Source organism: Trabulsiella guamensis ATCC 49490, assembly GCF_000734965.1.
In the GTDB taxonomy this organism is placed as follows: domain Bacteria; phylum Pseudomonadota; class Gammaproteobacteria; order Enterobacterales; family Enterobacteriaceae; genus Trabulsiella; species Trabulsiella guamensis.
This window is the reverse complement of the sequence record NZ_JMTB01000080.1, coordinates 19,245-41,498: the sequence shown is the minus strand read 5'-3', so window position 1 is coordinate 41,498 and position 22,254 is coordinate 19,245. Positions and strand designations below refer to the sequence as shown.

At 53.1% G+C, this 22,254-nt stretch carries 26 protein-coding genes; 8 read left to right on the top strand and 18 right to left on the bottom strand.

What is annotated here, in order from left to right; genetic code table 11:
- The first annotated feature begins 117 nt into the window (after nucleotides 1–117).
- From GTGU_RS12405 to luxS, 5 genes are all read left to right on the top strand, one after another.
- Nucleotides 118–432 (top strand): BON domain-containing protein, encoded by a 315-nt coding sequence (locus GTGU_RS12405; RefSeq protein ID WP_038157454.1) that lies wholly within the window; start codon nucleotides 118–120, stop codon nucleotides 430–432.
- Nucleotides 433–551: 119 nt separating this feature from the next.
- Complete coding sequence (gene yqaB, locus GTGU_RS12400) at nucleotides 552–1,118, top strand: fructose-1-phosphate/6-phosphogluconate phosphatase (RefSeq protein WP_038157451.1); 567 nt, start codon at nucleotides 552–554, stop codon at nucleotides 1,116–1,118.
- Entirely contained in the window at nucleotides 1,115–1,543 is a 429-nt protein-coding gene (locus GTGU_RS12395) for a YqaA family protein (RefSeq protein ID WP_038157449.1), read from the top strand. The genes yqaB and GTGU_RS12395 overlap by 4 nt, the downstream gene beginning before the upstream one ends.
- Before the next feature lie 78 nt (nucleotides 1,544–1,621).
- Entirely contained in the window at nucleotides 1,622–3,178 is a 1,557-nt protein-coding gene (gene gshA / locus GTGU_RS12390) for a glutamate--cysteine ligase (RefSeq protein ID WP_038157447.1), read from the top strand.
- 151 nt (nucleotides 3,179–3,329) lie between these two features.
- Nucleotides 3,330–3,845 carry an S-ribosylhomocysteine lyase gene (gene luxS / locus GTGU_RS12385; protein ID WP_038157445.1) on the top strand — a complete coding sequence of 172 codons (516 nt, stop codon included), beginning with the start codon at nucleotides 3,330–3,332 and terminating at the stop codon, nucleotides 3,843–3,845.
- 51 nt (nucleotides 3,846–3,896) lie between these two features.
- On the opposite strand, the gene emrB is transcribed toward luxS, so the two are convergent.
- The 6 genes from emrB to GTGU_RS12355 form a co-directional block, all read right to left on the bottom strand.
- Entirely contained in the window at nucleotides 3,897–5,435 is a 1,539-nt protein-coding gene (emrB, locus tag GTGU_RS12380; RefSeq protein ID WP_038157443.1) for a multidrug efflux MFS transporter permease subunit EmrB, read from the bottom strand.
- Nucleotides 5,436–5,450: 15 nt separating this feature from the next.
- Complete coding sequence (emrA, locus tag GTGU_RS12375; RefSeq protein ID WP_038157440.1) at nucleotides 5,451–6,623, bottom strand: multidrug efflux MFS transporter periplasmic adaptor subunit EmrA; 1,173 nt, start codon at nucleotides 6,621–6,623, stop codon at nucleotides 5,451–5,453.
- Nucleotides 6,624–6,752: 129 nt separating this feature from the next.
- Nucleotides 6,753–7,283: a transcriptional repressor MprA gene (gene mprA, locus GTGU_RS12370; protein WP_038157438.1), complete on the bottom strand. Its 531-nt coding sequence runs from the start codon at nucleotides 7,281–7,283 to the stop codon at nucleotides 6,753–6,755.
- A 91-nt stretch (nucleotides 7,284–7,374) separates the two neighbouring features.
- Nucleotides 7,375–7,710, bottom strand: coding sequence for an L-valine transporter subunit YgaH (gene ygaH / locus GTGU_RS12365; RefSeq protein ID WP_038157436.1), 336 nt, complete (start codon nucleotides 7,708–7,710; stop codon nucleotides 7,375–7,377).
- Nucleotides 7,700–8,446 carry an AzlC family ABC transporter permease gene (locus GTGU_RS12360; protein WP_038157435.1) on the bottom strand — a complete coding sequence of 249 codons (747 nt, stop codon included), beginning with the start codon at nucleotides 8,444–8,446 and terminating at the stop codon, nucleotides 7,700–7,702. The genes ygaH and GTGU_RS12360 overlap by 11 nt, the downstream gene beginning before the upstream one ends.
- Nucleotides 8,447–8,579: 133 nt before the next feature.
- A complete protein-coding gene (locus tag GTGU_RS12355; RefSeq protein WP_038157433.1) occupies nucleotides 8,580–9,764 on the bottom strand; it encodes an MFS transporter in 1,185 nt (394 codons plus the stop codon).
- A 220-nt stretch (nucleotides 9,765–9,984) separates the two neighbouring features.
- Here GTGU_RS12355 and GTGU_RS12350 point away from each other — a divergent pair, with 220 nt between their 5' ends.
- Nucleotides 9,985–10,416 (top strand): hypothetical protein, encoded by a 432-nt coding sequence (locus GTGU_RS12350; RefSeq protein WP_156964140.1) that lies wholly within the window; start codon nucleotides 9,985–9,987, stop codon nucleotides 10,414–10,416.
- Nucleotides 10,417–10,461: 45 nt separating this feature from the next.
- Here the strand turns inward: GTGU_RS12350 and proX are convergent, their stop codons facing one another.
- From proX to GTGU_RS12310, 8 genes are all read right to left on the bottom strand, one after another.
- Nucleotides 10,462–11,457, bottom strand: a complete 996-nt coding sequence (gene proX, locus GTGU_RS12345) for a glycine betaine/L-proline ABC transporter substrate-binding protein ProX (protein ID WP_038157429.1) — start codon at nucleotides 11,455–11,457, stop codon at nucleotides 10,462–10,464.
- Between the two features lie 16 nt (nucleotides 11,458–11,473).
- A complete protein-coding gene (gene proW, locus GTGU_RS12340) occupies nucleotides 11,474–12,544 on the bottom strand; it encodes a glycine betaine/L-proline ABC transporter permease ProW (protein ID WP_038157426.1) in 1,071 nt (356 codons plus the stop codon).
- Complete coding sequence (gene proV, locus GTGU_RS12335) at nucleotides 12,537–13,739, bottom strand: glycine betaine/L-proline ABC transporter ATP-binding protein ProV (protein ID WP_038157423.1); 1,203 nt, start codon at nucleotides 13,737–13,739, stop codon at nucleotides 12,537–12,539. Before proV ends, proW begins: the two co-directional genes overlap by 8 nt.
- Nucleotides 13,740–14,091: 352 nt before the next feature.
- Entirely contained in the window at nucleotides 14,092–15,054 is a 963-nt protein-coding gene (nrdF, locus tag GTGU_RS12330) for a class 1b ribonucleoside-diphosphate reductase subunit beta (RefSeq protein WP_038157420.1), read from the bottom strand.
- Between the two features lie 10 nt (nucleotides 15,055–15,064).
- Nucleotides 15,065–17,209: a class 1b ribonucleoside-diphosphate reductase subunit alpha gene (gene nrdE / locus GTGU_RS12325; protein ID WP_038157417.1), complete on the bottom strand. Its 2,145-nt coding sequence runs from the start codon at nucleotides 17,207–17,209 to the stop codon at nucleotides 15,065–15,067.
- Complete coding sequence (gene nrdI, locus GTGU_RS12320; RefSeq protein ID WP_038157414.1) at nucleotides 17,182–17,592, bottom strand: class Ib ribonucleoside-diphosphate reductase assembly flavoprotein NrdI; 411 nt, start codon at nucleotides 17,590–17,592, stop codon at nucleotides 17,182–17,184. Before nrdI ends, nrdE begins: the two co-directional genes overlap by 28 nt.
- On the bottom strand, nucleotides 17,589–17,834 hold the full coding sequence (gene nrdH, locus GTGU_RS12315) for a glutaredoxin-like protein NrdH (RefSeq protein WP_038157412.1): 246 nt from the start codon (nucleotides 17,832–17,834) through the stop codon (nucleotides 17,589–17,591). Before nrdH ends, nrdI begins: the two co-directional genes overlap by 4 nt.
- A 284-nt stretch (nucleotides 17,835–18,118) precedes the next feature.
- Nucleotides 18,119–18,445 carry an ElaB/YgaM/YqjD family protein gene (locus GTGU_RS12310; protein WP_038157409.1) on the bottom strand — a complete coding sequence of 109 codons (327 nt, stop codon included), beginning with the start codon at nucleotides 18,443–18,445 and terminating at the stop codon, nucleotides 18,119–18,121.
- 162 nt (nucleotides 18,446–18,607) lie between these two features.
- Between GTGU_RS12310 and GTGU_RS12305 the strand changes: the two genes are divergently transcribed.
- Nucleotides 18,608–18,955, top strand: a complete 348-nt coding sequence (locus tag GTGU_RS12305) for a DUF2002 family protein (RefSeq protein WP_038157406.1) — start codon at nucleotides 18,608–18,610, stop codon at nucleotides 18,953–18,955.
- Between the two features lie 33 nt (nucleotides 18,956–18,988).
- Here GTGU_RS12305 and alaE read toward each other — a convergent pair whose 3' ends face one another.
- Nucleotides 18,989–19,438 (bottom strand): L-alanine exporter AlaE, encoded by a 450-nt coding sequence (gene alaE, locus GTGU_RS12300; protein WP_038157404.1) that lies wholly within the window; start codon nucleotides 19,436–19,438, stop codon nucleotides 18,989–18,991.
- A 476-nt stretch (nucleotides 19,439–19,914) separates the two neighbouring features.
- On the opposite strand from alaE, the gene stpA reads away from it, so the two are divergent.
- Nucleotides 19,915–20,316, top strand: coding sequence for a DNA-binding protein StpA (gene stpA / locus GTGU_RS12295; RefSeq protein WP_038157402.1), 402 nt, complete (start codon nucleotides 19,915–19,917; stop codon nucleotides 20,314–20,316).
- 72 nt (nucleotides 20,317–20,388) lie between these two features.
- Here the strand turns inward: stpA and GTGU_RS12290 are convergent, their stop codons facing one another.
- The 3 genes from GTGU_RS12290 to GTGU_RS12280 form a co-directional block, all read right to left on the bottom strand.
- On the bottom strand, nucleotides 20,389–20,916 hold the full coding sequence (locus tag GTGU_RS12290) for a rhodanese family protein (protein WP_038157399.1): 528 nt from the start codon (nucleotides 20,914–20,916) through the stop codon (nucleotides 20,389–20,391).
- A gap of 9 nt (nucleotides 20,917–20,925) precedes the next feature.
- On the bottom strand, nucleotides 20,926–21,225 hold the full coding sequence (locus tag GTGU_RS12285) for an ArsR/SmtB family transcription factor (RefSeq protein ID WP_038157397.1): 300 nt from the start codon (nucleotides 21,223–21,225) through the stop codon (nucleotides 20,926–20,928).
- A gap of 65 nt (nucleotides 21,226–21,290) precedes the next feature.
- Entirely contained in the window at nucleotides 21,291–22,223 is a 933-nt protein-coding gene (locus GTGU_RS12280; RefSeq protein WP_038157395.1) for a LysR substrate-binding domain-containing protein, read from the bottom strand.
- Between the last annotated feature and the right edge of the window lie 31 nt (nucleotides 22,224–22,254).

Genomic DNA, 22,254 nt, shown 5'->3' with positions numbered 1-22,254 from the left:
TCTCTTATTGAAATTTTCTCTCCCGATAACTCCCTGTTTCCTATTGGCAAATTTGCTGCTTTCCGGCTAGTTTATATTTGTCATTAATACGTATGCGGGTAGCAAGGAGAATATTCCATGAAAGGTTTCAAAGCACTGGCTGCACTTGGCGTTGCGGCTCTGGTCGCATTATCCCTGTCTGGCTGCGCAGGCTCTTCCACTAAAGAAAGCACTGGCGGCTACATTGACGATACCGTCGTGACTACCAAAGTGAAATCCGCGCTATTCGGCGACAAAGCAATAAAATCCAGCCAAATCAGCGTTGAGACATTCAAAGGGCGGGTGCAGTTGAGCGGTTTTGTGGATTCCGAAGCTGATGCGAAGCGGGCGGTGGACGTGGCTCGTAAAGTGCCTGGTGTACGCGTAGTCGAAAATGATCTACGGATCCGCTAAAACAGACGCAACATCGCGAAAGGCACCGGGAGGTGCCTTTATCGTCTCTCTATCCGGCGGCGACAAAAAACACCTTTTGCGATAAAGTAACGTTTTGATATTCGGTTTGTGAGGGCGCAATGTACGAACGTTATGCAGGGCTGATTTTCGACATGGACGGCACGATTCTCGACACTGAACCCACCCACCGTAAAGCGTGGCATGAGGTGTTGGGACGTTACGGAATTCGTTTTGACGAACAGTCCATCATTGCGCTTAACGGTTCGCCGACCTGGCGAATCGCGGAGGCCATTATCGCTCTGAATCAGGCCGATCTCGATCCTCACGCGCTGGCCCGCGAGAAAACGGACGCGGTTAAAATCATGTTGCTGGATTCCGTGCAACCCTTACCGTTGATTGACGTTGTCAAAGCGTGGCACGGGCGGCGGCCGATGTCCGTTGGTACAGGTAGCGAAAGCGCAGTTGCCGAAGCGCTACTGGCGCATCTGGGATTACGCCACTATTTTTCTGCTGTCGTCGCTGCCGATCACGTTCAGCATCACAAACCTGCCCCGGACACCTTTCTGCTTTGCGCTGAGCGCATGGGGGTTGACCCTGCAAAATGCATTGTGTTTGAAGATGCGGACTTTGGCCTACAGGCCGCAGCAAGCGCAGGCATGGACGTTGTGGATGTCCGACTATTGTGAGTGAGGGTCTGTCGCTTCTTTCACTGTTTGCCAGTAGTTTTCTTAGTGCAACCTTGCTGCCCGGCAATTCTGAAGCCGTACTGGTTGCGTTGTTGCTTTCCGGCGCGAGTAAACCCTGGCTTCTGGTGTTAATAGCAACAATAGGTAATAGCGCTGGAGGGGTAACTAACGTTATTCTTGGTCGCCTGTTTCCGTTGCGTAAAACGTCCCGGTGGCAGGAAAAAGCAGCGGGTTGGCTGAAGCGCTACGGCGCGGTCGCGCTGCTGCTGAGTTGGATGCCTGTTATGGGCGATTTGCTGTGCCTGCTGGCGGGATGGATGCGTATTCCCTGGAGGCCGGTACTCTTTTTTTTATGCCTTGGAAAAGCGTTGCGCTATGTCGTTGTGGCGGCGGCAACACTCCAGGGCATGATGTGGTGGCACTAATTGCTTTTTTGGTGACCTTTAATCGTCCACCATTACAATTATGCTTAATAAAACGATTTTGACAGGCGGGAGGTCAATTTGATCCCGGACGTATCACAGGCGCTGGCCTGGCTGGAAAACCACCCTCAGGCATTAAAAGGGATCCAGCGTGGTCTTGAGCGCGAAACGTTGCGTGTGAATGCAGACGGCACGCTGGCGACTACCGGACACCCGGAAGCGTTAGGCTCGGCGTTAACGCATAAATGGATTACCACCGATTTCGCTGAAGCCCTGCTGGAGTTTATTACCCCTGTGGATGGCGACATTGACCATATGCTGACCTTTATGCGCGACGTGCATCGTTACACTGCGCGTCATCTGGGTGAAGAGCGGATGTGGCCGCTGAGTATGCCATGCTACATCGCACCCGGTCAGGATATCCAACTGGCGCAATATGGCACTTCGAATATGGGGCGGCTGAAAACGCTCTATCGCGAAGGGCTGAAAAACCGCTATGGCGCGTTGATGCAAACGATTTCCGGCGTCCATTACAATTTCTCATTACCGATGGCGTTCTGGAAAGCGAAGTGTGGCGTCGATGACGTCGACAGCGGCAAAGAGGCTATCTCAGCAGGCTATTTCCGCCTGATCCGCAACTATTATCGTTTTGGCTGGGTAATCCCATACCTGTTTGGCGCATCACCGGCGATTTGCTCCTCTTTCCTGCAGGGTAAACCAACAACATTGCCGTTTGAGAAGACCGACTGCGGCATGTACTACCTGCCTTATGCGACCTCGCTGCGTCTGAGCGATCTCGGCTATACCAATAAATCGCAAAGCAATCTCGGAATTACATTTAACGATCTCCACGACTATGTGGCAGGATTGAAGCGCGCGATCAAAACCCCGTCGGAAGAGTACGCGAAAATTGGCCTGCAGAAAGACGGTAAGTACCTGCAAATCAACAGTAATATTCTGCAGATAGAAAACGAGCTGTATGCGCCAATCCGCCCGAAACGCGTAACCCGCAGCGGCGAAACTCCGTCTGATGCGCTGTTGCGTGGCGGTATTGAATATATCGAAGTGCGTTCATTAGATATCAACCCGTTCTCGCCGATTGGCGTTGACGAACAGCAGGTGCGTTTCCTTGATCTGTTCATGGTCTGGTGCGTACTGGCGGATGCGCCGGAAATGAGCAGTGACGAACTGCTGTGTACCCGCACCAACTGGAACCGGGTGATCCTCGAAGGCCGTAAGCCAGGGCTGACGCTGGGTATCGGCTGCGAAACCGCACAATTCCCGCTGCCGAAGGTCGGTAAAGATCTGTTCCGTGATCTCAAACGTGTGGCGCAGACGCTGGACGGTATTGACGGCGGAAATGCCTATCAGAAAGTGTGCGATGAACTGGTTGCCAGCTTTGATAATCCGGAATTAACTTTCTCAGCACGCATTCTGCGTTCTATGATTGATGAAGGCATTGGTGGAACCGGAAGAGCATTAGGGGACGCGTATCGCAATCTGTTACGTGAAGAGCCACTGGAAATCCTGACGGAAGGCGAGTTTGACGCAGAGCGCAGTGCATCGTTGCAGCGTCAGCGTGAGGCGGAAGCGGCGGACAGCGAGCCATTCTCCGCGCTGGTTGCGCGGCACGCGTGACACAAAAGAAAAAGGCCACATCACTGTGGCCAAACTTTCATCTCTGAATACAGGGATGATGATAACAAATGCGCGTCTTTCATATACTCAGACTTGCTCCACCAGAAAGAGTTCATTTTATTTAAAAAAAAATCACTGTCGGAGGTGACGAATGCCATTACTAGATAGTTTCACTGTCGACCATACCCGAATGGAAGCACCTGCAGTCCGCGTCGCAAAGAATATGCACACCCCACACGGTGATGACATCACCGTTTTCGATCTGCGCTTTTGCGTACCGAACAAAGAAGTCATGCCGGAAAAAGGGATCCACACCCTGGAACACCTGTTTGCCGGTTTCATGCGTGATCACCTCAACGGCAATGGCGTTGAAATCATCGATATCTCCCCGATGGGCTGCCGTACCGGTTTTTATATGAGCCTGATTGGCACGCCGGATGAGCAGCGCGTCGCAGATGCCTGGAAAGCGGCAATGGCCGATGTGCTGAAAGTTAAAGATCAAAGCCAGATCCCGGAGCTGAATGTCTATCAGTGTGGTACTTACACCATGCACTCGCTGGACGAAGCGCAGGATATTGCGCGTCACATCATCGAGCGCGGTGTTCGTGTTAACAGCAATGAAGAGCTGGCGCTGCCGAAAGAGAAACTGCAGGAACTGCATATCTAGTTTCGTTTCCCGCAGCAAAAAAAAGCCAGCTCAAATGAACTGGCTTTTTTGTTAGTGCGCACCGCCTCCGCCACTGCCTGCACCAAACGGCGGTCGGGCGAACCATACCAGACCCAGCAGTACGAGGAAAATCCCGGCGGAGATCCAGAAAATCTCGTTAGCCGAGATAATCAGCCCCTGGTCGGTGATCTGCTGCGCTATCCAGCCAGATGCCTGCTGCTGTGTCATCCCCATACCCTGCAACTGATCATACGTCTGCTGCGCGTTCGGGTTAAACGGGTTTACCGACTCCGTAAGCTGCGCGTGATGCATCGCCTCACGATTAGTCCACATGGTGGTAGTGATCGAGGTGCCAATTGAACCCGCCAGCGTACGGGTAAAGTTCGACAGACTCGACGCCGCCGCCAGACGTTCCGGCGGCAGACCAGACAATGTGATGGTGGTCAGCGGCATAAAGAAGCAGGCCACGGCGAAGCCCTGAATAAACTGCGGCCACGCGGAGGCGCCAAAGTCCATGCCAGGTTCAAAGGTATACGCGCGCCAGTAGAAGCACACGGCATACATAATGAAGCTGAACGTCACCAACCGCCGCATATCGAGCTTATGGGCGAAACGGCCAATAATCGGCGACAGCAGCACCGGGATCACCCCGACTGGCGCAGATGCCAGCCCCGCCCAGGTGGCGGTATAGCCATACACCTCCTGCAACAACTGCGGCAGCAGCACGATCGCGCCGAAATAGAGCATATAGGCGAGGCTGATACACAGACAGCCGATAGTAAAGTTTCGCGACTTAAACAATGACAGATCGACAATCGGGTTGTCGTCCGTCAGCTCCCACACCACCAGGAAGCTTATCGCCACGACCGCCACAATGGTCAGCGTCACCACTTCGGTGGAGTTAAACCAGTCCAGCTCTTTACCACGGTCGAGCATAATTTGCAGACTGCCGATACCCACCACCAGCAGCGCCAGGCCAATCCCGTCAATCCGCCGCTGTTCTGTGCGGGTTTCGCGTCCGCGCAGGGTTTGCAGGGTCATCAGCACCACGACCAGACCAATCGGCACGTTAATGAAGAAGATCCAGCCCCAGTGATAGTTGTCGCTGATGTAACCGCCGAGGATCGGGCCGCAGATAGGCGCCACGATAACAGTCATTGACCACAGCGCCAGCGCAATAGAACGCTTAGCGGGTGGATAGTTACTTAACAGCAAACTCTGCGACAGCGGGATCAGCGGCCCGGCGACAACCCCCTGAATGACGCGGAAGAAAATCAGCATCGTCAGGCTGTTTGACACGCCGCAGGCCCAGGAAGCAATGACAAAGGCGACAGTGGACCACAAAAACAGCTTCACTTCGCCGACACGCTTTGCCAGCCAGCCGGTAATCGGAATGGAGATCGCGTTCGCCACCCCGAAAGAGGTGATAACCCAGGTTCCCTGGCTCAACGACGAGCCAAGGTTACCGGCGATGGTAGGGATCGCCACGTTAGCAATGGTGGAGTCCAGCACCTGCATGAAAGTCGCAAGAGACAACGCAATCGTCATAATGACCAGTTGCGCCCCCTCCAGCGGTTTTTGCTGTTGCATTACACTCACCCCGGATTAGTTAGCGTTCGCCTGGACGATGTCGTTGATCTCTTTGTTCACCGGATCAAGGCTGATTTCACGGGCATCGCTTTCATAGACCGGGTCGGTACGAACCTGACTTGCCAGCATCTGGCCGTCACGGTTTGACGTATCCACTTCCACCAGCGTTGACAGACCAATACGCAACGGGTGTTCGGCGAGCTGTTTTGCATCCAGCTCGATACGCACCGGCAGGCGCTGAACCACTTTGATCCAGTTACCGGTGGCGTTTTGCGCCGGAAGCAGAGAGAACGCGCTACCGGTACCCATGTCCAGACCCACCACTTTGCCAGTGTATTTCACGTCATCGCCGTAAATATCACTGATAACCGTGACGGGCTGACCAATACGCATATGTGCCAGTTGCGTCTCTTTAAAGTTGGCATCAACCCACAGATTGTTCGCCGGCACCACCGCCATCAGCGGCGTGGTCGGGCTAATCTGCGCGCCAGGCTGCACGGAGCGACGGGAGACATAACCGGTCATCGGGCTGACAATCTTCGTACGTTGCAGGGCCAGCCATGCGTTGCGTACATCGGTTGCGGCTTGCTGAACGGCAGGCTGTTCTTCCAGTCTGGTAGACAGCACCATTGCCTGATTGGCGTTATACTGCTGAATTGCCACATCCAGTTCTGCCTGAGCGCTGGCGACGGCATCACGGGCGTGTTGCAGTTCTTCGCGACCAATCAGGTTGGCGCTGCCGAGCGGAATACGACGATTAAGGTCGGTTTGCGCCTGAGACAGTGCGGTTTTTTTAACGTCAATGTTCGCCTGCAACTGCTTGCTGTTGATCATCAACTGACGGGTCTGGCGGACGCTGGATGCCAGTTGCGTTTTGGCTTTTTCATAAGCCTGTTGCGCATCGGTGGGATCCAGGCTGACCAGCACGTCGCCTTTCTGTACAAAATCGGTGTTGTCAGCCCAGACCTTCGTCACGCTGCCAGACACCTGCGCCATAATCTGAACCTGATTGCCCGCCACGTAGGCATCATCAGTTTCTTCATAATGACGAAGGACCAGGAACCAATAAATGCCATAGGCCACGGCAATAATAATAAAGAGCAAAGTCAGCAGCAGAAGGGCACCTTTACGTTTACCTTTTTTGCTGGCAGGTTGCTGCGGGGTTTGCATCTCCGCATTAGCGCTCATTGTGTTTCTCCACGATCTTCTTATTTCACATCGGCTGGGCCGACCTGTTTATCAGAAAGGCCAGCAGTGTAGACCTGCTGGCCTGACGGTTTCTTTTTTTTGAATCAGGATAAGTGAGCGATCCCTGGCTTAACGAAGGGCCTCTAAAATGGCACCATCTTCATCCATTTGGTCAAGACGAGTCAGTAACTTACGGGTGATGTGCTCAAGCTGGTCTTTCTCGGCAGTCGTCAGTGAAGACCAGAGTTGATGCAGGCAGTGGTGTTGCGGAGGCAGAACCTCACGCAGGAACTGGTGACCTTTTTCGGTCAGTTGCAGGTGCAGACAACGGCGATCGTTATCGCTTTCGCGACGCTCGATCCAGCCACGTTTTTCCAGTTCATCAGCGATACGGGTGGCGTTAGTACGTGAAGAGCCTAAGGCGCAGCTCAACTCGGACGGTTGAATACTGTGGTTCTCCTGAGACTCAAGCGTAATCAGCGCCATAAACAACGTCTCGTTAATCCCCTGAGCTTTCAGCATTTTATTACGGTTTTCCAGCAGTTTTCCCTGCATATGCATGCTTAGACGGGTAAGGAGGATCTCCTGATAGGGAAAATCTTCATGACGGCTGGCGCGAAATTTTAGCATTTGTTCAATGGGCGTGAACGAACTATCCATTTGGGTATAACCTCATTAATTGCAGCCGATATAATAACGCTAGTGACAAATAATGTAAATGAATTATTTGTGCTAAATTCATTATTCAAGTCTATAAAAGGAATAAATATTTCCACGCCAGCCCATAAGCCAGCGCGCTCAGCAGCACGGGGAAAATAATGCTCCGCGTCTTCCAGAAACTCATGCCCAGCACGGCAAAGCCCATCAGGGTGGGTAACAGGCGGCGGGCATCTGCCATCACTTCCGGTGCAGTAGATACCACCAGTAACGCGCAAATCGAGGCGATACCAATGGTATCCAGCAGTACGCCAGCCACACCCCGTCGCGACGGGCGGTGTTGCCCGGCCCGCACTCGCAACGGCAGATAGCGGAAGAGGTAATTAGCGCACCCCACCAGCAGGCCAAGAAACAGAACGTCACTGCCCATTGAATTCTCCCTGCAGGATGGACTGCGCCAGTGCGGTCAGGCAGCCACAGACGATACCGGCGAGAATTGCGGCAGGAATCGAAAACAGCGTCACACCCGCCAGCGCGCCGACGAGCGATGCGGTGACGCACAGTGACTGCTTACGCTGAAAAGAGGCCAGCAGAAAACTCAGAAACAGCGCGGGCAGCATAAAGCCGAGCGCCGCTTCCACCGCCGGGAACCCCTCCAGCAAACCACTGCCTGAATACGCCCCCATCACCGTGCCGAGTACCCAGGATGCCCATGAGCAGAAGGCGATGCCGATCATCCAGTTTTCACTCCACCCGCGGTTGTCGCGCACAAGCTTCGCCGTGGCGGCGGCAAACACTTCATCCGTGAGCCCGAACGCCCAAAGTGCGGTTTTGGGTTTACGCAACTGCGCTGTAATGCGGCTGCGCAACGACGGTCCGTAGAGTACATGACGCACATCCATCGCCATCACGGTTAGCGCCGCCACCCACAGTGAACTGCCAGCAGCCAGCATCGCGGTGATCACGAACTGGCTGGCGCCAGCGTAAATAATGCAGGAGAAGAAAACGCTTTCGAGCGGCGTAAAACCGAGCTTCGTGGCATTCAGTCCAAAGGCAAACGCGACGGGAATATAGCTAATGACAATCGGTAAACTGTCTTTCACGCCTTCGAACAGTGTTGACGGACCAGGCGACGGCACGCCCGTCAATTCGGCAGGGGTTTCCATATCGGTTTATATTAACTACGAATAAATAACGGGCGAAAAAGTAACCCGGGTTAATAAGTCGTTACACCTTACCAGACTGCAGGGCGGCTTAACACCCCGCCGTCTGGTAAAGACGTGACCCATGAAATTACGTTCAGGTTTCGGCACTCATGCGATGAAACCCGCTCCACCACACCAGCAAATTTAGTGTGGCGACGACGGCTCCGGCGAGACACACTCCGGCCCAGCCCGCATGTTGCCAGGCCGAAGCAGAGAGCAGCGAACCCGCTGCACCGCCAATAAAGTAGCTGGTCATATAGCCCGCCGTCAGGCGATTACGCGCCTCGGGTTTAATACGATAAATCACTGTCTGGTTGGTGATATGCACGCCCTGAACGGTGAGGTCAAGCACCAGGATGCCGATAACCAGCGCCAGCACGGAAACATGACCGAACCAGATGGCGACCCACGACAGCAACAGCAGTACCAGTCCAATGGTGGTGGTGAGGTGAGACTTGCCTTTGTCTGCCAGCCCGCCAGCCGGCCGAGCGCCCAGTGCGCCAGCGGCCCCCGCGAGACCAAACAGGCCGATCACGCCTTCGGAAAAGTGAAAGGGGGAGCCCGCCAGTAAAAAGGCCATCGAGGTCCAGAGGATACTGAAGTTAGCGAAGGTCAGACAGCCGAGCAGAGCGCGGGTACGTAGCAGCTTTTCTCCGGCAAACAGGCGGAAAATCGATCCCAGTAATTGCGGATAGTTGAGATGATTCTCCTGCTTTATTTTCGGTAATCCACGCCATAGCGCCAGCGCCATCAGCACCATCAATACACTGGCAACCCAATAGACGGTGCGCCAGCCGCCGAGACTGGCGAGGAGGCCTGCGACGGTACGTGCCAGCAGGATCCCCAGCAAAAGGCCGCTCATGATCGTGCCCACGACCTTGCCGCGCTTGTCCGGGGCGGCAAGCGTGGCAGCCAGCGGTACCAGAATCTGCGCCACCACGGAAAACAACCCCGTCAGCGCGGTACCGACGATCATTAGCGTCAGCGACTGGCTGCTGGCGGTGAGCAACATTCCACCCGCCGCCAGCAGCGTCATGGTAACGATAAGCCCCCGGCGCTCGAACATATCGCCCAACGGCACCAGAAACAGCAACCCTGCGGCATAGCCGAGTTGTGCGGCAGTAACGATAAAACCTGCCTGCCCGGCGGAAAGCGAGAAGGCGCGAGCGATAGTATCGAGTAAAGGTTGCGCGTAATAGTTGCTGGCAACAGCCAGCCCTGTCGCCACTGACATCAGAGCAATCAGCGCCGGGCTAAGTCCAGAATTGGGTTTGGTCATGAATATTCATCAGATAAAGGATTAAGCGATAACGTCATGATAACCAAAGTGAGAAAAATGAGGAGTATGTCTGGTGTCGGAAAGTGCCATTTGTTTTTATTTTGCCTGGCTCTGTTTTTTTAAGGTGCAATTCTGGTATTGCTGAAATACCACACTCCTGTCTCATCTCACCAGACTGGAGTATTTTTTATGACATTACAATTGACCGGGGATGACCTTCATGGCTGGTCGCCGTTTGGCGAGGCAGCAAAGCGTAGCGGAGTGTCAGCTTCTCTGGCCCGTTTGGCGAAGGCGGCATCAACAGATAGCGATGTCAGAAGGTGCCGCCGCCGCTGTGACGACGGCAGGGTATGTAGAAACCGGCGTGACGGTAGCAGCATCGGTGGCCACAGGTGTGTCTGCGAAGGCGGTGAAAAATAAAAATCCTGAAGCGGCACGAATGAAGCGCTCACCTCTGACGCCGGACCTTCCCGCACCACGCAATCCACCTTTATCGGGTATCACGGTACTAACGTCGATGGCGCTGCCGGTCTCATCAGTGAAGGGCCTCGGCAACCGTTCGCCAGGCATCTCATCGGCGTCAGGCAGCGTAATCAGTGAATCTGAAGCGGTTGATTATATGGCGAGAGCACGACGGGCGGGACGCCGTTAAAAATAAAAAGCCTCTGGCACACATTATTGCCAGGGGCTTTTCTTGTTACTTCTGCGCCGCCAGCGCTTCTTTTACCCAGCCATCAAACAGTTGCTGGTGGGCGTTGATCCAGCCATCCACGTGACCCTGAATGTCTGCTTCGGAGGCTTTGCCCTGATGCATCATGGCGTTCTGAGCGTTGATATCCGCAATAGGCAGTTTCATCACCGAGAACAGTTTTGCCGCAGCCGGGTTTTTCTCTGCCCAGGCTTTGTTAGCGACAATGTGCATGGTATTCACCGGGAAACCATAGTTCGCACCGTTCGGCAGTTTGGTGTCGATGTCTTTCTGCTCCCCTGGCATTGAAGAGAACGGAACCTGCAGCCAGACCACATCTTTACCCGGTTTCAGCACATCGCTCACCCAGTATGGCGTCCAGGTGTAGTACAGCACCGGTTTGCCTTCTTTAAAACGGGTGATAGTGTCGGCCATCATCGCCGCATAATTCCCCTGATTGTGCTCGACGGTTTTGCTCAGGTCGTACGTGCCAATCTGGTGATTAATCACCGCTTCGCAACCCCAGCCCGGCGTACAACCGGTCAGGTCCGCTTTGCCGTCGCCGTTGGTATCAAACAGGCTGGCGATCTTCGGATCTTTCAATTGATCAATGCTTTTGATGTGATATTGCTCAGCGGTTTTCTTGTCGATCAGGTAACCCTGAGCTGCGCCGGTCACAAACACGCCTTCACGGTAAAATTTCTTGTCGCCCCCTGCGGCGGCGTACATGTCATCATGCAGCGGTTGCCAGTTAACGGCGGTAAAAGTGGCATCGCCGGACGCGATAGAGGTATAGCCGACGTTGTAATCCACTTCGCTCGGCTTGCTGACGGTATAGCCCAGTTTTTCCAGCGCGCGGCTGACCAGTAGTGTCTGGAAGGTTTCTTCCGTGATGGTGCTTTGTACCGGCAGAACAGTAATGCCTTTGCCAGGCAGATCAGCAGCAAATGTGCTGGTGGATACAAGGGTGGCAAACGCTGTGGCAAAAAGTACGCTATGTCGCATCGTTGTTCCTTATTCGTTATTTAGTGAAAGGGCGAGTGATCAACCCAATGGGGCCGGTGGAGTACCAGCGACGGTTGCCGCGACTGCGGGCGTCGCGACCCATTGCCTGAGTCAGGCGGTCGAGAATAATGGCGAGAATGACAATCCCCACGCCACCGACAGTCGCCAGACCCATATCAAGACGGCCAATGCCGCGCAGAACCATCTGACCGAGACCGCCGACGGCGATCATCGAGGCGATCACCACCATCGACAGCGCCAGCATCAGGGTCTGGTTTACCCCGGCCATGATGGTCGGCATCGCCAGCGGCAACTGCACTTTGAACAGCATCTGGCGTGGACTGGCGCCAAAAGAGCGTGATGCTTCAATCAAGTCCGCAGGCACCTGGTTAATCCCCAGAATGGTCAGGCGGACAATTGGCGGCAGGGCGAAGATAATCGTCACCACGACGCCTGGCACATTACCGATACCGAATAACATCACGATCGGCACCAGGTAGACGAACGCTGGCGTGGTCTGCATGGCATCCAGTAACGGACGAATGATTTTCGCCGCGCGCGGGCTGCGCGCCAGCCAGATCCCGAGTGGCAGGCCGATGATCATGCAGAAAAACAACGCAGTAAGAACCAGCGCCAGCGTCACCATTGCCTGAGACCAGGCACCGATGGCGCCGATGGCAACCAGAGAAACCAGCGTCGCGATCCCCATGGCGGGGCTTGAGATCTGCCAGGCTATCAGCGCGAAGAGCATGATAGCGACCGGAGCCGGCATCCCCATCAGCAATTGCTGGAAGGTGCTCAGAATGTAATCCACCGGCACGCGAATGCCCTGGAATAGCGGGCGGAAATGCATTACTACCCAGTCAATGCCGTGCGTCACCCAGTTATCGAGCGGGATCTGCGTGTTATGGAACGGATCCATGATATTAAAATGTTCGGGTTGCGGTGCAGGCGCGCTGTTCAGCCAGTCTGCGCCACCGCCGTCAGTGGGTGCCGGTGTCGAACCGCCGCCGCCCCAGGCATCTGCCGATGCGGCGGCGTTGTCATTTGCTGGTGCAGCATCCCACGGATTGTTTTGATCAGCCATTGTTTGCCCCCTCGCGATCTAAAGCCTGTAACAGCATGCGTTTTGAAATGATGCCAACGTACTGTTGTTCTTCGTCTACCACCGGAACCGCGCAGGGCGCCTGACCGACATGGGAGAGCAACTCGCTGAGCGGTGTCTGGGCATCAACGGCCAGTTGTGCGTCAATCAACGCGGCGTCAATGCTCTGTCCTTCTTTCAGTGCGGCTTTCAGGGAATCAATGGAAACGACGCCGAGGAATTTATTACCGCGCTCGATGACGTAACCGAATTCACGGTCTTCATCCTGCAGCAATTTCAGCGCCGAGCGTGGACCGAAACCTGGTGTACGGCGAAGCAATCCGTTCGGTGAACGACGAGCAATATCTTTGGCGCTGAACACCTGACTAATATCCACGCCACGGAAGAAGGTGCGGACATAATCATTCGCCGGATTATTCAGAATTTCATCTGGTGTACCGACCTGAACCACTTCGCCATTTTGCATAATGGCAATCCGGTCTCCAATTCGCATGGCTTCATCGAGATCATGTGAAATAAAGACAATGGTACGCTGATGTTTCGCCTGCAATTTCACCAGTTCATCCTGCATCTCGGTGCGAATTAAGGGATCGAGCGCTGAGAAGGCTTCGTCCATTAATAAGATGTCAGGATTAATGGCTAATGCGCGGGCCAAACCAACACGCTGACGCATGCCACCGGATAATTCATCCGGATAAGCGTGGGCATAATTCTCAAGCCCCACCTGACGTAATGCATCAAGGGCTTTTTCCTGACGTTCCTGCGATGGTATTCCGGCGAGTTCCATACCGAACGCAGTATTATCTGCCACCGTCATATGTGGCATCAGGGCAAATGACTGGAAGACCATCGCAATTTTCTTTCTGCGAACCTCACGGAGTTCACTTTCTGATATTCTGGCGATATCCACGCCGTCAATCAGCACCTGTCCGCGGGTGGGTTCAATCAGGCGATTGAGAAGGCGTACCATTGTGGATTTGCCGGAACCGGATAATCCCATGATGACAAATATCTCGCCTTCTTCAATGGCCAGACTGGCGTCTTTAACGCCAAGCGATAGCCCCGTTTTCTCCAGTAATTCTTCTTTCGAAAGTCCTTTTTCAATATATTTGAAAGCTCGTTGTGGATGCTCGCCAAATATTTTATAGAGATTTTTGATTTCTAATTTAATTGCCATGCAATAAGAGGTTTCCTGTTATTTATTTGCGCTATAAATTACCCGATTAAAATAATTGTCTGGCAATACCCTAACATACTCAGAATCTGAGACAACCCTTGATGGATGAATGATGCGGAATTGATCATGCAAGAATAGCCGGGATTTCCCATGAGATAAGGGCTGAGCGGGAATTGAATTTTTGTCAAAAAATTGCTTTCGCACAGCGCAAATTCGGCTGGATCATGATGATTCAGCCGAATATGACGCTACGATGACAGTGTAGACGGTATTGAATATTTGTGTGAAAAATTAGAACAAATGGGGAAATATTTTAATAAAGCACCGTAATCCCATTCCCCGGCTATTATTATCAGAAATCCCAGTCATCATCTTCAGTTTCGACGGCTTTACCCATCACATACGATGAACCTGAACCGGAAAAGAAATCGTGATTTTCATCCGCATTGGGTGACAGCGCGGCGAGAATAGCCGGATTCACTGCCGCCATCTCTGACGGGAAAAGCGCCTCGTAACCAAGATTCATCAGTGCCTTGTTGGCGTTATAACAAAGGAATGCTTTTACTTCTGTTTCCCAGCCGCTTCCGGCGTAAAGCTCGTCGGTGTAGACCATCTCGTTGTCATACAGATCCATCAGCAGATCCAATGCAAAATGCTTGAGTTCTTCGCGTTTTTCAGGGCTCACTTTCTCCAGCCCTTTCTGATACTTATAGCCGATATAGTAGCCGTGCACAGCTTCATCACGAATGATAAGACGAATAAGATCCGCCGTGTTGGTCAGCTTGCCGCGACTGGAGAAATACATTGGCAGCCAGAAGCCGGAATAGAAAAGGAACGATTCGAGAAAGACGCTGGCGATTTTCTTTTTCAGTGGTTCGTCGGCGGTATAATAATCGAGGATGAGCTGCGCTTTACGTTGCAGCGGCGCATTTTTCTCACTCCAGGCATAGGCGGCGTCAACGTCACGGGTCTGGCACAGTGTCGAAAAAATGGAACTGTAAGAGCGGGCGTGGACTGCCTCCATAAAGCTGATGTTTGACAGTACCGCCTCTTCATGTGGTGTCAGTGAATCGGGCATCAGTGATGGCGCGCCCACCGTGTTCTGGATGGTGTCGAGCAGCGTCAGACCAGTAAATACGCGGATGGTAAGCTGCTGTTCTGCAGGCGTGAGCGTTTGCCAGGCCGGAATATCGTTCGACAGCGGCACTTTTTCTGGCAGCCAGAAATTGCTGGTCAGTCGATTCCAGACTTCAAGATCCTTATCGTCCTGAATTTTATTCCAGTTGACGGCACTGATGCGTGATAAACGGTTCATCCTTCTCTCCTTACAGCGCGCAGGACACGCAGCCTTCAATTTCAGTACCTTCCAGCGCTAGCTGGCGCAAGCGAATGTAATACAACGTCTTGATCCCTTTCTTCCACGCGTAGATCTGCGCTTTATTGATATCGCGCGTCGTGGCGGTATCAGGGAAGAACAGGGTCAGCGACAGCCCCTGATCGACATGGCGTGTCGCTTCGGCGTAGGTATCAATGATCTTCTCCGGCCCGATTTCATACGCATCCTGATACAGTGCCAGGTTGTCGTTAGTCATAAACGGGGCCGGGTAATACACCCGTCCGGTTTTCCCTTCTTTACGAATTTCCACCTTTGAGACAATCGGGTGAATGCTTGAGGTGGCGTGGTTGATGTAAGAGATCGACCCGGTCGGCGGTACCGCCTGCAGGTTCTGGTTATAAATGCCATAGCGCATTACGTCATCACGCAACTGCCGCCACATCGCGCGGTCGGGCAGGGGGATGCCGGCACGGGCAAAAAGCGCACGGACTTTCTCGGTTTTGGGTTGCCAGTCGCCTTCCAGGTACTGGTTGAAAAAGTCACCGCTGGCATAGCGAGACTGCTCGAAGCCCGCAAAACGCTGACTGCGTTCGCGCGCCAGCATCATCGAGGTATTCAGCGCATGCCAGGTAATGGTGTAGAAATAGAAATTCGTGAAGTCCAGCCCCTCTTCACTGCCATAAGCAATTCCTTCGCGGGCCAGATAACCGTGCAGGTTCATCTGCCCGAGGCCAATGGCGTGGGAGGCGGCGTTGCCCGCTTCAATTGATGGCACCGAACGGATGTGGCTCATGTCTGAGACCGCCGTCAGGCCGCGCACCGCTGTTTCAACAGTGCGACCGAAGTCGGGGGAATCCATGGTATGGGCAATATTCAGCGAACCCAGATTGCAGGAGATATCTCGCCCGGTGTCAGCATAATCAAGATTTTCATCGTAGGTGGATGCGCTGTTGACCTGCAAAATCTCAGAGCACAGGTTGCTCATGTTAATGCGTCCGGCGATGGGGTTAGCGCGGTTGACTGTGTCCTCATACATTATGTACGGATAGCCGGATTCGAACTGTATTTCGGCCAGTGTCTGGAAGAAGTCGCGGGCGGAAATCCAGCTTTTGCGTACCCGCGCATCGGCGACCAGCGTATCGTACATCTCGCTGACAGCGATATCGCCAAACGCTTTGCCATACAGGCGCTCGACATCGTAAGGCGAGAACAGCGCCATTTGCGCATTTTCCTTCGCCAGACGGAAGGTGATGTCCGGGATCACCACGCCCAACGATAGCGTTTTAATGCGGATTTTTTCGTCGGCATTTTCGCGTTTGGTATCGAGGAATCGCAGAATATCCGGATGATGCGCATGCAGGTAAATGGCCCCGGCACCCTGACGCGCACCAAGCTGATTCGCGTATGAGAAAGCGTCTTCCAGCATCTTCATCACCGGGATCACCCCGGAGGACTGGTTTTCAATCCGCTTAATTGGCGCACCCGTTTCCCGCAGGTTTGAGAGCAGAAACGCCACGCCGCCGCCGCGTTTTGACAACTGGAGCGCCGAGTTCACTGCCCGGCCGATAGATTCCATATTGTCTTCAATACGCAACAGGAAGCAGGAAACCAGCTCGCCGCGCTGTTGTTTGCCGGCGTTGAGGAACGTCGGGGTGGCAGGCTGAAAACGCCCGGAGAGGATTTCCTCCGTCAACTGGCGGGCAAGAGCTTCATCACCCTGCGCCAGGGTGAGCGCCACCATCACCACCCGGTCAGGGAAATGTTCCAGATAGCGTTTGCCGTCGAAAGTTTTCAGCGTATAGCTGGTGTAATACTTCCACGCGCCGAGGAAGGTCTGAAACTGAAAACCACTGGCGTGCGCATGGGCAAACAGTTCGACCACAAAAGAGCGAGCGTAGCGCGTCAGCACGTTGGCGTCGTAATACCCTTCTGCCACCAGCCAGTCGAGGCGACTCTCCTGCGAGTCAAACACAACACTCTTCGGCTGTACGTGGCGGGTCATAAACGCCGACACAGCCTCATGATCTTTGTCGAACTGAATGCGGCCTTCTGCATCATACAGATTCAGCATGGCGTTCAGGGCATGGTAGTCCGGCGTGCTTTGCATCACGCGCTCTGCGGTTGTCGTTGCCAAAATTCGCTCACTCCTTTTCGAACGCTGTCAATATCATATTGGGTGCCCATCAGCTCAAAGCGCCACAGGTATGGCACGCCGCATTTTTGCGCGATAACATCACCGGCGCGGGCAAACGCCTCGCCAAAATTACGGTTTCCCGATGCTATAACCCCACGGATCAACGCCCGATTATGGGGATCGTTTAAAAAGCGGATCACCTGACGGGGTACGGCGCCAGCGGTTCCGCCGCCGCCATAACTGGGGACGACCAGAATGTACGGCTCGTTCACCTGAATGCGGTCGCGCTCATTGAGCGGGATCCGCACCGCAGGCAACCCCAGCCGCTCAATAAAGCGCAGCGTGTTTTCGGAGCTGCTGGAGAAGAAGACGAGATTGCTCATGCGCTGGCCGCAATGGCATCCGGACGCAGACGATTAATCATGTCCGGGCGAAAACCGGACCAGCTTGTCTCACCCGCCACTACAACCGGTAACTGGCGGAAACCCTGCGAGCGCAGCGTATCCGCCGCTTCGGGATGCAGGTCGACGTTAACCATCTCAAATTCAAACCCACGGCTTTCCATCGCCCGTTTCGTGGCGTGGCACTGTACACAATCATTTCGAGTGTAAATAGTAATGCGCATGATTCGTATTTCCGTTTAAAATGACAAAGCGGCGCAAAGCTGAGCGTCGGTTCTGGTGTGGTAACTACAAATGAAATACTAGATGTAGTTGAATTAAACTTCAACCATACAATATATAGTATTTTTAGGTTAAAAAACCTCTGTTGATGAACGTAGCGGGGGAAGGGGGTTTTATCCCAATATTACAGTGGCATAGCGTTGGCGGGGGGGTTAAAAATAAAAACCCCTGCGGGCCGGAGCCAACAGGGGTGGACGCGTATTTATTTTCATCACTGACAGTATGATTATCGACGCAAACTCAGTAAAGCGCCAATAAAAATACCGACAGCGGCGGCCGCGCCGGCACTCTGCCAGGGACGTTCGCGTACGAAGGTATAAGCGCAATCCGCAGCATCGCGGGCCGCCTGGTGTGCTACGGTCCGGCCATGCATTCTTGCGCGGGTTTCACGTAATAGCGACTGCGCCTTGCGACGCGCGGCGTCGGCTTCGTCTTTGGCATCGCTGCCCCAGGATTTCAGCACGGCCTCCAGCGAGTCGGCCAGTTGACTGACATCATTCTGAATATCCTGCACACCGTCATTCACGTCGTTTCTGTTTGGTCGGTTAAACATGTGACCCTCCTTCGTTTTCGCGGTGAAGTAAAGTGTAGAACAGATTTTTCATCCTCTGAGATAAATCACGCCTTATTCGTCCCTTTGTGGAATTTTCTGAAAGCGATGCTATTGATGAATACGATAAGGTAGCGATGCAGTAAAAGATAACGAGGAATTTTTATGTATTTACGACCCGATGAGGTGGCGCGCGTTCTGGAAAAAGTGGGATTTACGATGGATAGCGTAACCCAAAAAACGTACGGATATCGCCGTGGTGAGAATTATGTCTACGTCAATCGTGAAGCTCGTATGGGGCGTACGGCATTAATCATCCACCCGGCGCTTAAAGAGCGCAGTAACCTGCTGGCGGAACCTGCGTCGGAAATTAAAACCTGCGATCATTACCAGCAATTCCCCCTCTATCTGGCGGGTGATGCGCGAGAGCATTACGGTATCCCTCATGGTTTCAGTTCGCGGATCGCGCTGGAGCGCTTTTTAAACGGATTATTTGGTGACGCCGTCAATTAAAAAAACGACTGGCGTTATGCCAGTCGCTGAATATCAGGCTTTGGCCTGATAATAATTGCCGACCCGGAACAAGCGGCGGCAATAATCAAGGAAGTAGCCGTAAGCGGCGCCCATCAACATCGAAATGACAATATTCGAACTCACCGCAGCGACAATCTGGTGCCAGTCAGCGCCTACTGTCAGCAGAATTGCGACATATACTGGCGACTGGAATGTCACATACGCGAGGACATCCGCCAGATTTTTCATCCAGCCTGCCGGGCTCAGGCGTTTTGCCTGACGCATAATCACATCGCGATACATTCCGTATGGCCATGCAATAAGAATATTGACCGGAATCGCCACCAGTCGCGATGACAGCGATTGCTCGAACGTCATTCCGGAGAGAAAAACTTCAATCAGCATGTTCACGACGGAACAGTAGACCACCATAGCGAAGGTATCTGCTGCTGCATGACGCAGACGGGACTGCGCAGAGAACATTGATTTGCTCCTCAAAAGTAAGTCGTAAATACCAGAAAATGTCCTGTCTTGCAGCGTGATTGGTTGGCTGATTCAGGTGTTTATAGAATATGAAACTGGATAAAAAGTAACAACTAGTGTTAAATTTTTATTTAGAGGCGTTTTGTCAATAAAATGCTCTGCGATCGGCATTTTTTTTCATTTTTTACTATTTTAATTGCTTATTGTTACGTATCTCTTTTTATTTCAATGGGTTAGGTTTTTGATTTGTGACTGATATATCGTCTCAAAATACAAGTACATTCATGACCGCTTTCCGCCGTCTTATTAAGGACTGCCAACAATATCGGCACAATAATGAATCATTAAAACATTAATATGGGTGCTAATAATTAAACCAGGGCAACATAAATATTAGTTTCAAAACACTGGTGATTATATTAAGCTACACTGCGCAGTGTGTTATATCGTGTTTTAAATAAAGGTCTGGAATATATATGTCTTTAACGTTACAAAAATTGAATAATATTCGTAGCTTGCGTGCGATGGCGCGGGAGTTCTCCATTGACGTTCTTGAAGATATGCTGGAAAAGCTCAGGATCGTGACTGAAGAAAAACGTGCGGATGAGCAGGAAATGCGTCAGGAGCGCGTGCAGCAGCAGGAAAAAATCAATGCCTGGCTTGAACTTATCAAAGCCGATGGCCTTTCGCCGGAAGAATTATTGCAGAGTAAGAGCGCGTCTTTACAAGGCCCGGCGAAACGTAAAGCGCGTCCGGCGAAATATCGCTTTACCGATATTAACGGTGAAGAGAAAACCTGGACGGGTCAGGGAAGAACACCGAAACCGATTGCCCAGGCGCTGGCAGAGGGTAAATCACTGGATGACTTTCTGATTTAATCTGTGGCGGTGAGGGCGCCTCACCGCCTTATTTTGGACTATTGATTAACGTGAGTTGTTAATAAATTCTGATTACGAGGATCGGCGATTCCATGGCATGACCGCCAGCAGTCGCGCCATTCCGCAAAATCCACTCATCCCTGCCAGTAATAATCCGGCTCCCACAAATCCGCTTAACAGGAAAAAGCCTTGCGCAACGGTGTAGCCGAGGATCACGCCACAGAGGATTAAAATTCCTGCCGCGATCTGCACCTGACGCATCAGTGGCAGCGGCTGCGATTTATCTTCCACCGTCGGCAGTCCGGCCTGCTTCCATGCATCAATACCGCCTTCCATCAGCCAGACCTGACCCGGAGCAGCGGCAGCGACGAGTTTTGCCGCGTTATCCGACGACCGTTTTCCGGCCTGGCAATGAAAAATTACCTCATCAGTGGCCTGTAACGGCAGACGTTCGCCTTTCTCAATGGCGCTGAGGGGGAACAGTCGCGCCTGCGCAATATGCTCGCGGGCATATTCATCGGCTTCGCGAATATCAATCAGTTGTGCGCCCTGGCGGATGCGGGTTTCGGCATCGCGCGGGCTCAGTGTGATACAGGTCATATCGTCTCCTTACGGGCACCAGATGGCTTTCAATGTGCTGATAATTTGAATCACCGCCGGATGCCTGATGAAGTAATGCTGACGCTGCGCGTTGCGTTCGCAGTCAATCAGCCCTTCGTCACGCATTCTGGCGAGGTGTTGGGAAGTGGCAGAAGGGCTCAGCCCGGTAACATGCGCCAGTTCGCCAGCAGTCGTACCTGGCGAGCCGCTCAGCATGCACAGAATGAGAAGGCGACCGGGATGGCTCATCGCTTTCAGCATTGCTGCGGCCTGATCGGCGCTCTGTTGAAGTTGTTCGAGATCAGTCATTTTTGTTTAGTGTTTTCTAAATTTAGTAAATACTAAATTAAAAAATCAAAAATGACCAACGGAATTTAGGCTTCCCGATGCAGTAAATCCTGATAAATGCCGGTGAGTACCCCGCCAGGACTAAACTCTTTTTTGATCCATTGGGTGACCTGTCCGGTGGCGGAATGCTGCGTTGCCAGCAACATGCGTGAGTCCTGGCGCGGATTGTGGATCTGGCGGACAACCAGCAGACCGTCTTCCATCGCTTCCCGCACCAGGTAATCAGGCAGAAAACCGATGCCTTCGCCGAGGATCTGGCACTGGCATTTGGTGTTGAAGTCAGGCACAAGAATCGCTTCCTGCCCGTGCAGAAGCCAGCCCACTTTTTTGTTAATGGTATGCGCGGTGTCTTCCACCATGATGTTGGGGTAAAGGCGCAACTGGCTTTCCGAAATCGGCTCCGGCAAAAATGCCAGCGGGTGATCCGGCGGGAAAGCGAACACCCAGCGGATCGCGCCTATCTCGGTGTAATCAATGCCGCCGCCGTCGAGCAGTGTATCCGGCGCACCGATGGCGATATTGGCCTGGTTGTTGATGATTGAATCCCAGACGCCGTTATACACCTCGGTGGTCACTGTGATCTGGCAGGTCGGGAACTGTTTTTTCAGCACCTGTAACAAGCGTGCGGTGTGACGTGGCGTATACAACAGTTGATTGATGCAGATGCGCACCCGCGCTTCGATGCCCTGCGCGATGGTATCAATGCTGCGTTTGATGGCGTGAAAATCATTCAGCAGGTCGGTGGCTTTGCGAAAGAAGTAGAAGCCGGATTCGGTCAACTCAATACTGCGGGTGTTGCGCGTGAACAGCACCACGTCGAGACCGGTCTCCATCCGCTTGATGGTGTAGCTGATGGCGGAGGTAGTCAAACCAAGCTCTTCAGCGGCTTTGCTGAAACTGCTATAACGTGCGGCGGTGGTGAACGCCAGCAGATTTTCCTCGGTAAATATTGAATTCATGCAACACGCTCCCTGATCATAAGGCACACAG

Excerpts from the sequence above, each read along its gene's own strand:
- GTGU_RS12405 (WP_038157454.1), top strand. The coding sequence starts at position 118 with ATGAAAGGTTTCAAAGCACTGGCTGCACTTGGCGTTGCGGCTCTGGTC.
- yqaB (WP_038157451.1), top strand. The coding sequence starts at position 552 with ATGTACGAACGTTATGCAGGGCTGATTTTCGACATGGACGGCACGATT.
- luxS (WP_038157445.1), top strand. The coding sequence starts at position 3,330 with ATGCCATTACTAGATAGTTTCACTGTCGACCATACCCGAATGGAAGCA.
- emrB (WP_038157443.1), bottom strand. The coding sequence starts at position 5,435 with ATGCAACAGCAAAAACCGCTGGAGGGGGCGCAACTGGTCATTATGACG.
- emrA (WP_038157440.1), bottom strand. The coding sequence starts at position 6,623 with ATGAGCGCTAATGCGGAGATGCAAACCCCGCAGCAACCTGCCAGCAAA.
- mprA (WP_038157438.1), bottom strand. The coding sequence starts at position 7,283 with ATGGATAGTTCGTTCACGCCCATTGAACAAATGCTAAAATTTCGCGCC.
- ygaH (WP_038157436.1), bottom strand. The coding sequence starts at position 7,710 with ATGGGCAGTGACGTTCTGTTTCTTGGCCTGCTGGTGGGGTGCGCTAAT.
- GTGU_RS12360 (WP_038157435.1), bottom strand. The coding sequence starts at position 8,446 with ATGGAAACCCCTGCCGAATTGACGGGCGTGCCGTCGCCTGGTCCGTCA.
- GTGU_RS12355 (WP_038157433.1), bottom strand. The coding sequence starts at position 9,764 with ATGACCAAACCCAATTCTGGACTTAGCCCGGCGCTGATTGCTCTGATG.
- GTGU_RS12350 (WP_156964140.1), top strand. The coding sequence starts at position 9,985 with ATGGCTGGTCGCCGTTTGGCGAGGCAGCAAAGCGTAGCGGAGTGTCAG.
- proX (WP_038157429.1), bottom strand. The coding sequence starts at position 11,457 with ATGCGACATAGCGTACTTTTTGCCACAGCGTTTGCCACCCTTGTATCC.
- proW (WP_038157426.1), bottom strand. The coding sequence starts at position 12,544 with ATGGCTGATCAAAACAATCCGTGGGATGCTGCACCAGCAAATGACAAC.
- proV (WP_038157423.1), bottom strand. The coding sequence starts at position 13,739 with ATGGCAATTAAATTAGAAATCAAAAATCTCTATAAAATATTTGGCGAG.
- nrdF (WP_038157420.1), bottom strand. The coding sequence starts at position 15,054 with ATGAACCGTTTATCACGCATCAGTGCCGTCAACTGGAATAAAATTCAG.
- nrdI (WP_038157414.1), bottom strand. The coding sequence starts at position 17,592 with ATGAGCAATCTCGTCTTCTTCTCCAGCAGCTCCGAAAACACGCTGCGC.
- nrdH (WP_038157412.1), bottom strand. The coding sequence starts at position 17,834 with ATGCGCATTACTATTTACACTCGAAATGATTGTGTACAGTGCCACGCC.
- GTGU_RS12310 (WP_038157409.1), bottom strand. The coding sequence starts at position 18,445 with ATGTTTAACCGACCAAACAGAAACGACGTGAATGACGGTGTGCAGGAT.
- GTGU_RS12305 (WP_038157406.1), top strand. The coding sequence starts at position 18,608 with ATGTATTTACGACCCGATGAGGTGGCGCGCGTTCTGGAAAAAGTGGGA.
- alaE (WP_038157404.1), bottom strand. The coding sequence starts at position 19,438 with ATGTTCTCTGCGCAGTCCCGTCTGCGTCATGCAGCAGCAGATACCTTC.
- stpA (WP_038157402.1), top strand. The coding sequence starts at position 19,915 with ATGTCTTTAACGTTACAAAAATTGAATAATATTCGTAGCTTGCGTGCG.
- GTGU_RS12290 (WP_038157399.1), bottom strand. The coding sequence starts at position 20,916 with ATGACCTGTATCACACTGAGCCCGCGCGATGCCGAAACCCGCATCCGC.
- GTGU_RS12285 (WP_038157397.1), bottom strand. The coding sequence starts at position 21,225 with ATGACTGATCTCGAACAACTTCAACAGAGCGCCGATCAGGCCGCAGCA.
- GTGU_RS12280 (WP_038157395.1), bottom strand. The coding sequence starts at position 22,223 with ATGAATTCAATATTTACCGAGGAAAATCTGCTGGCGTTCACCACCGCC.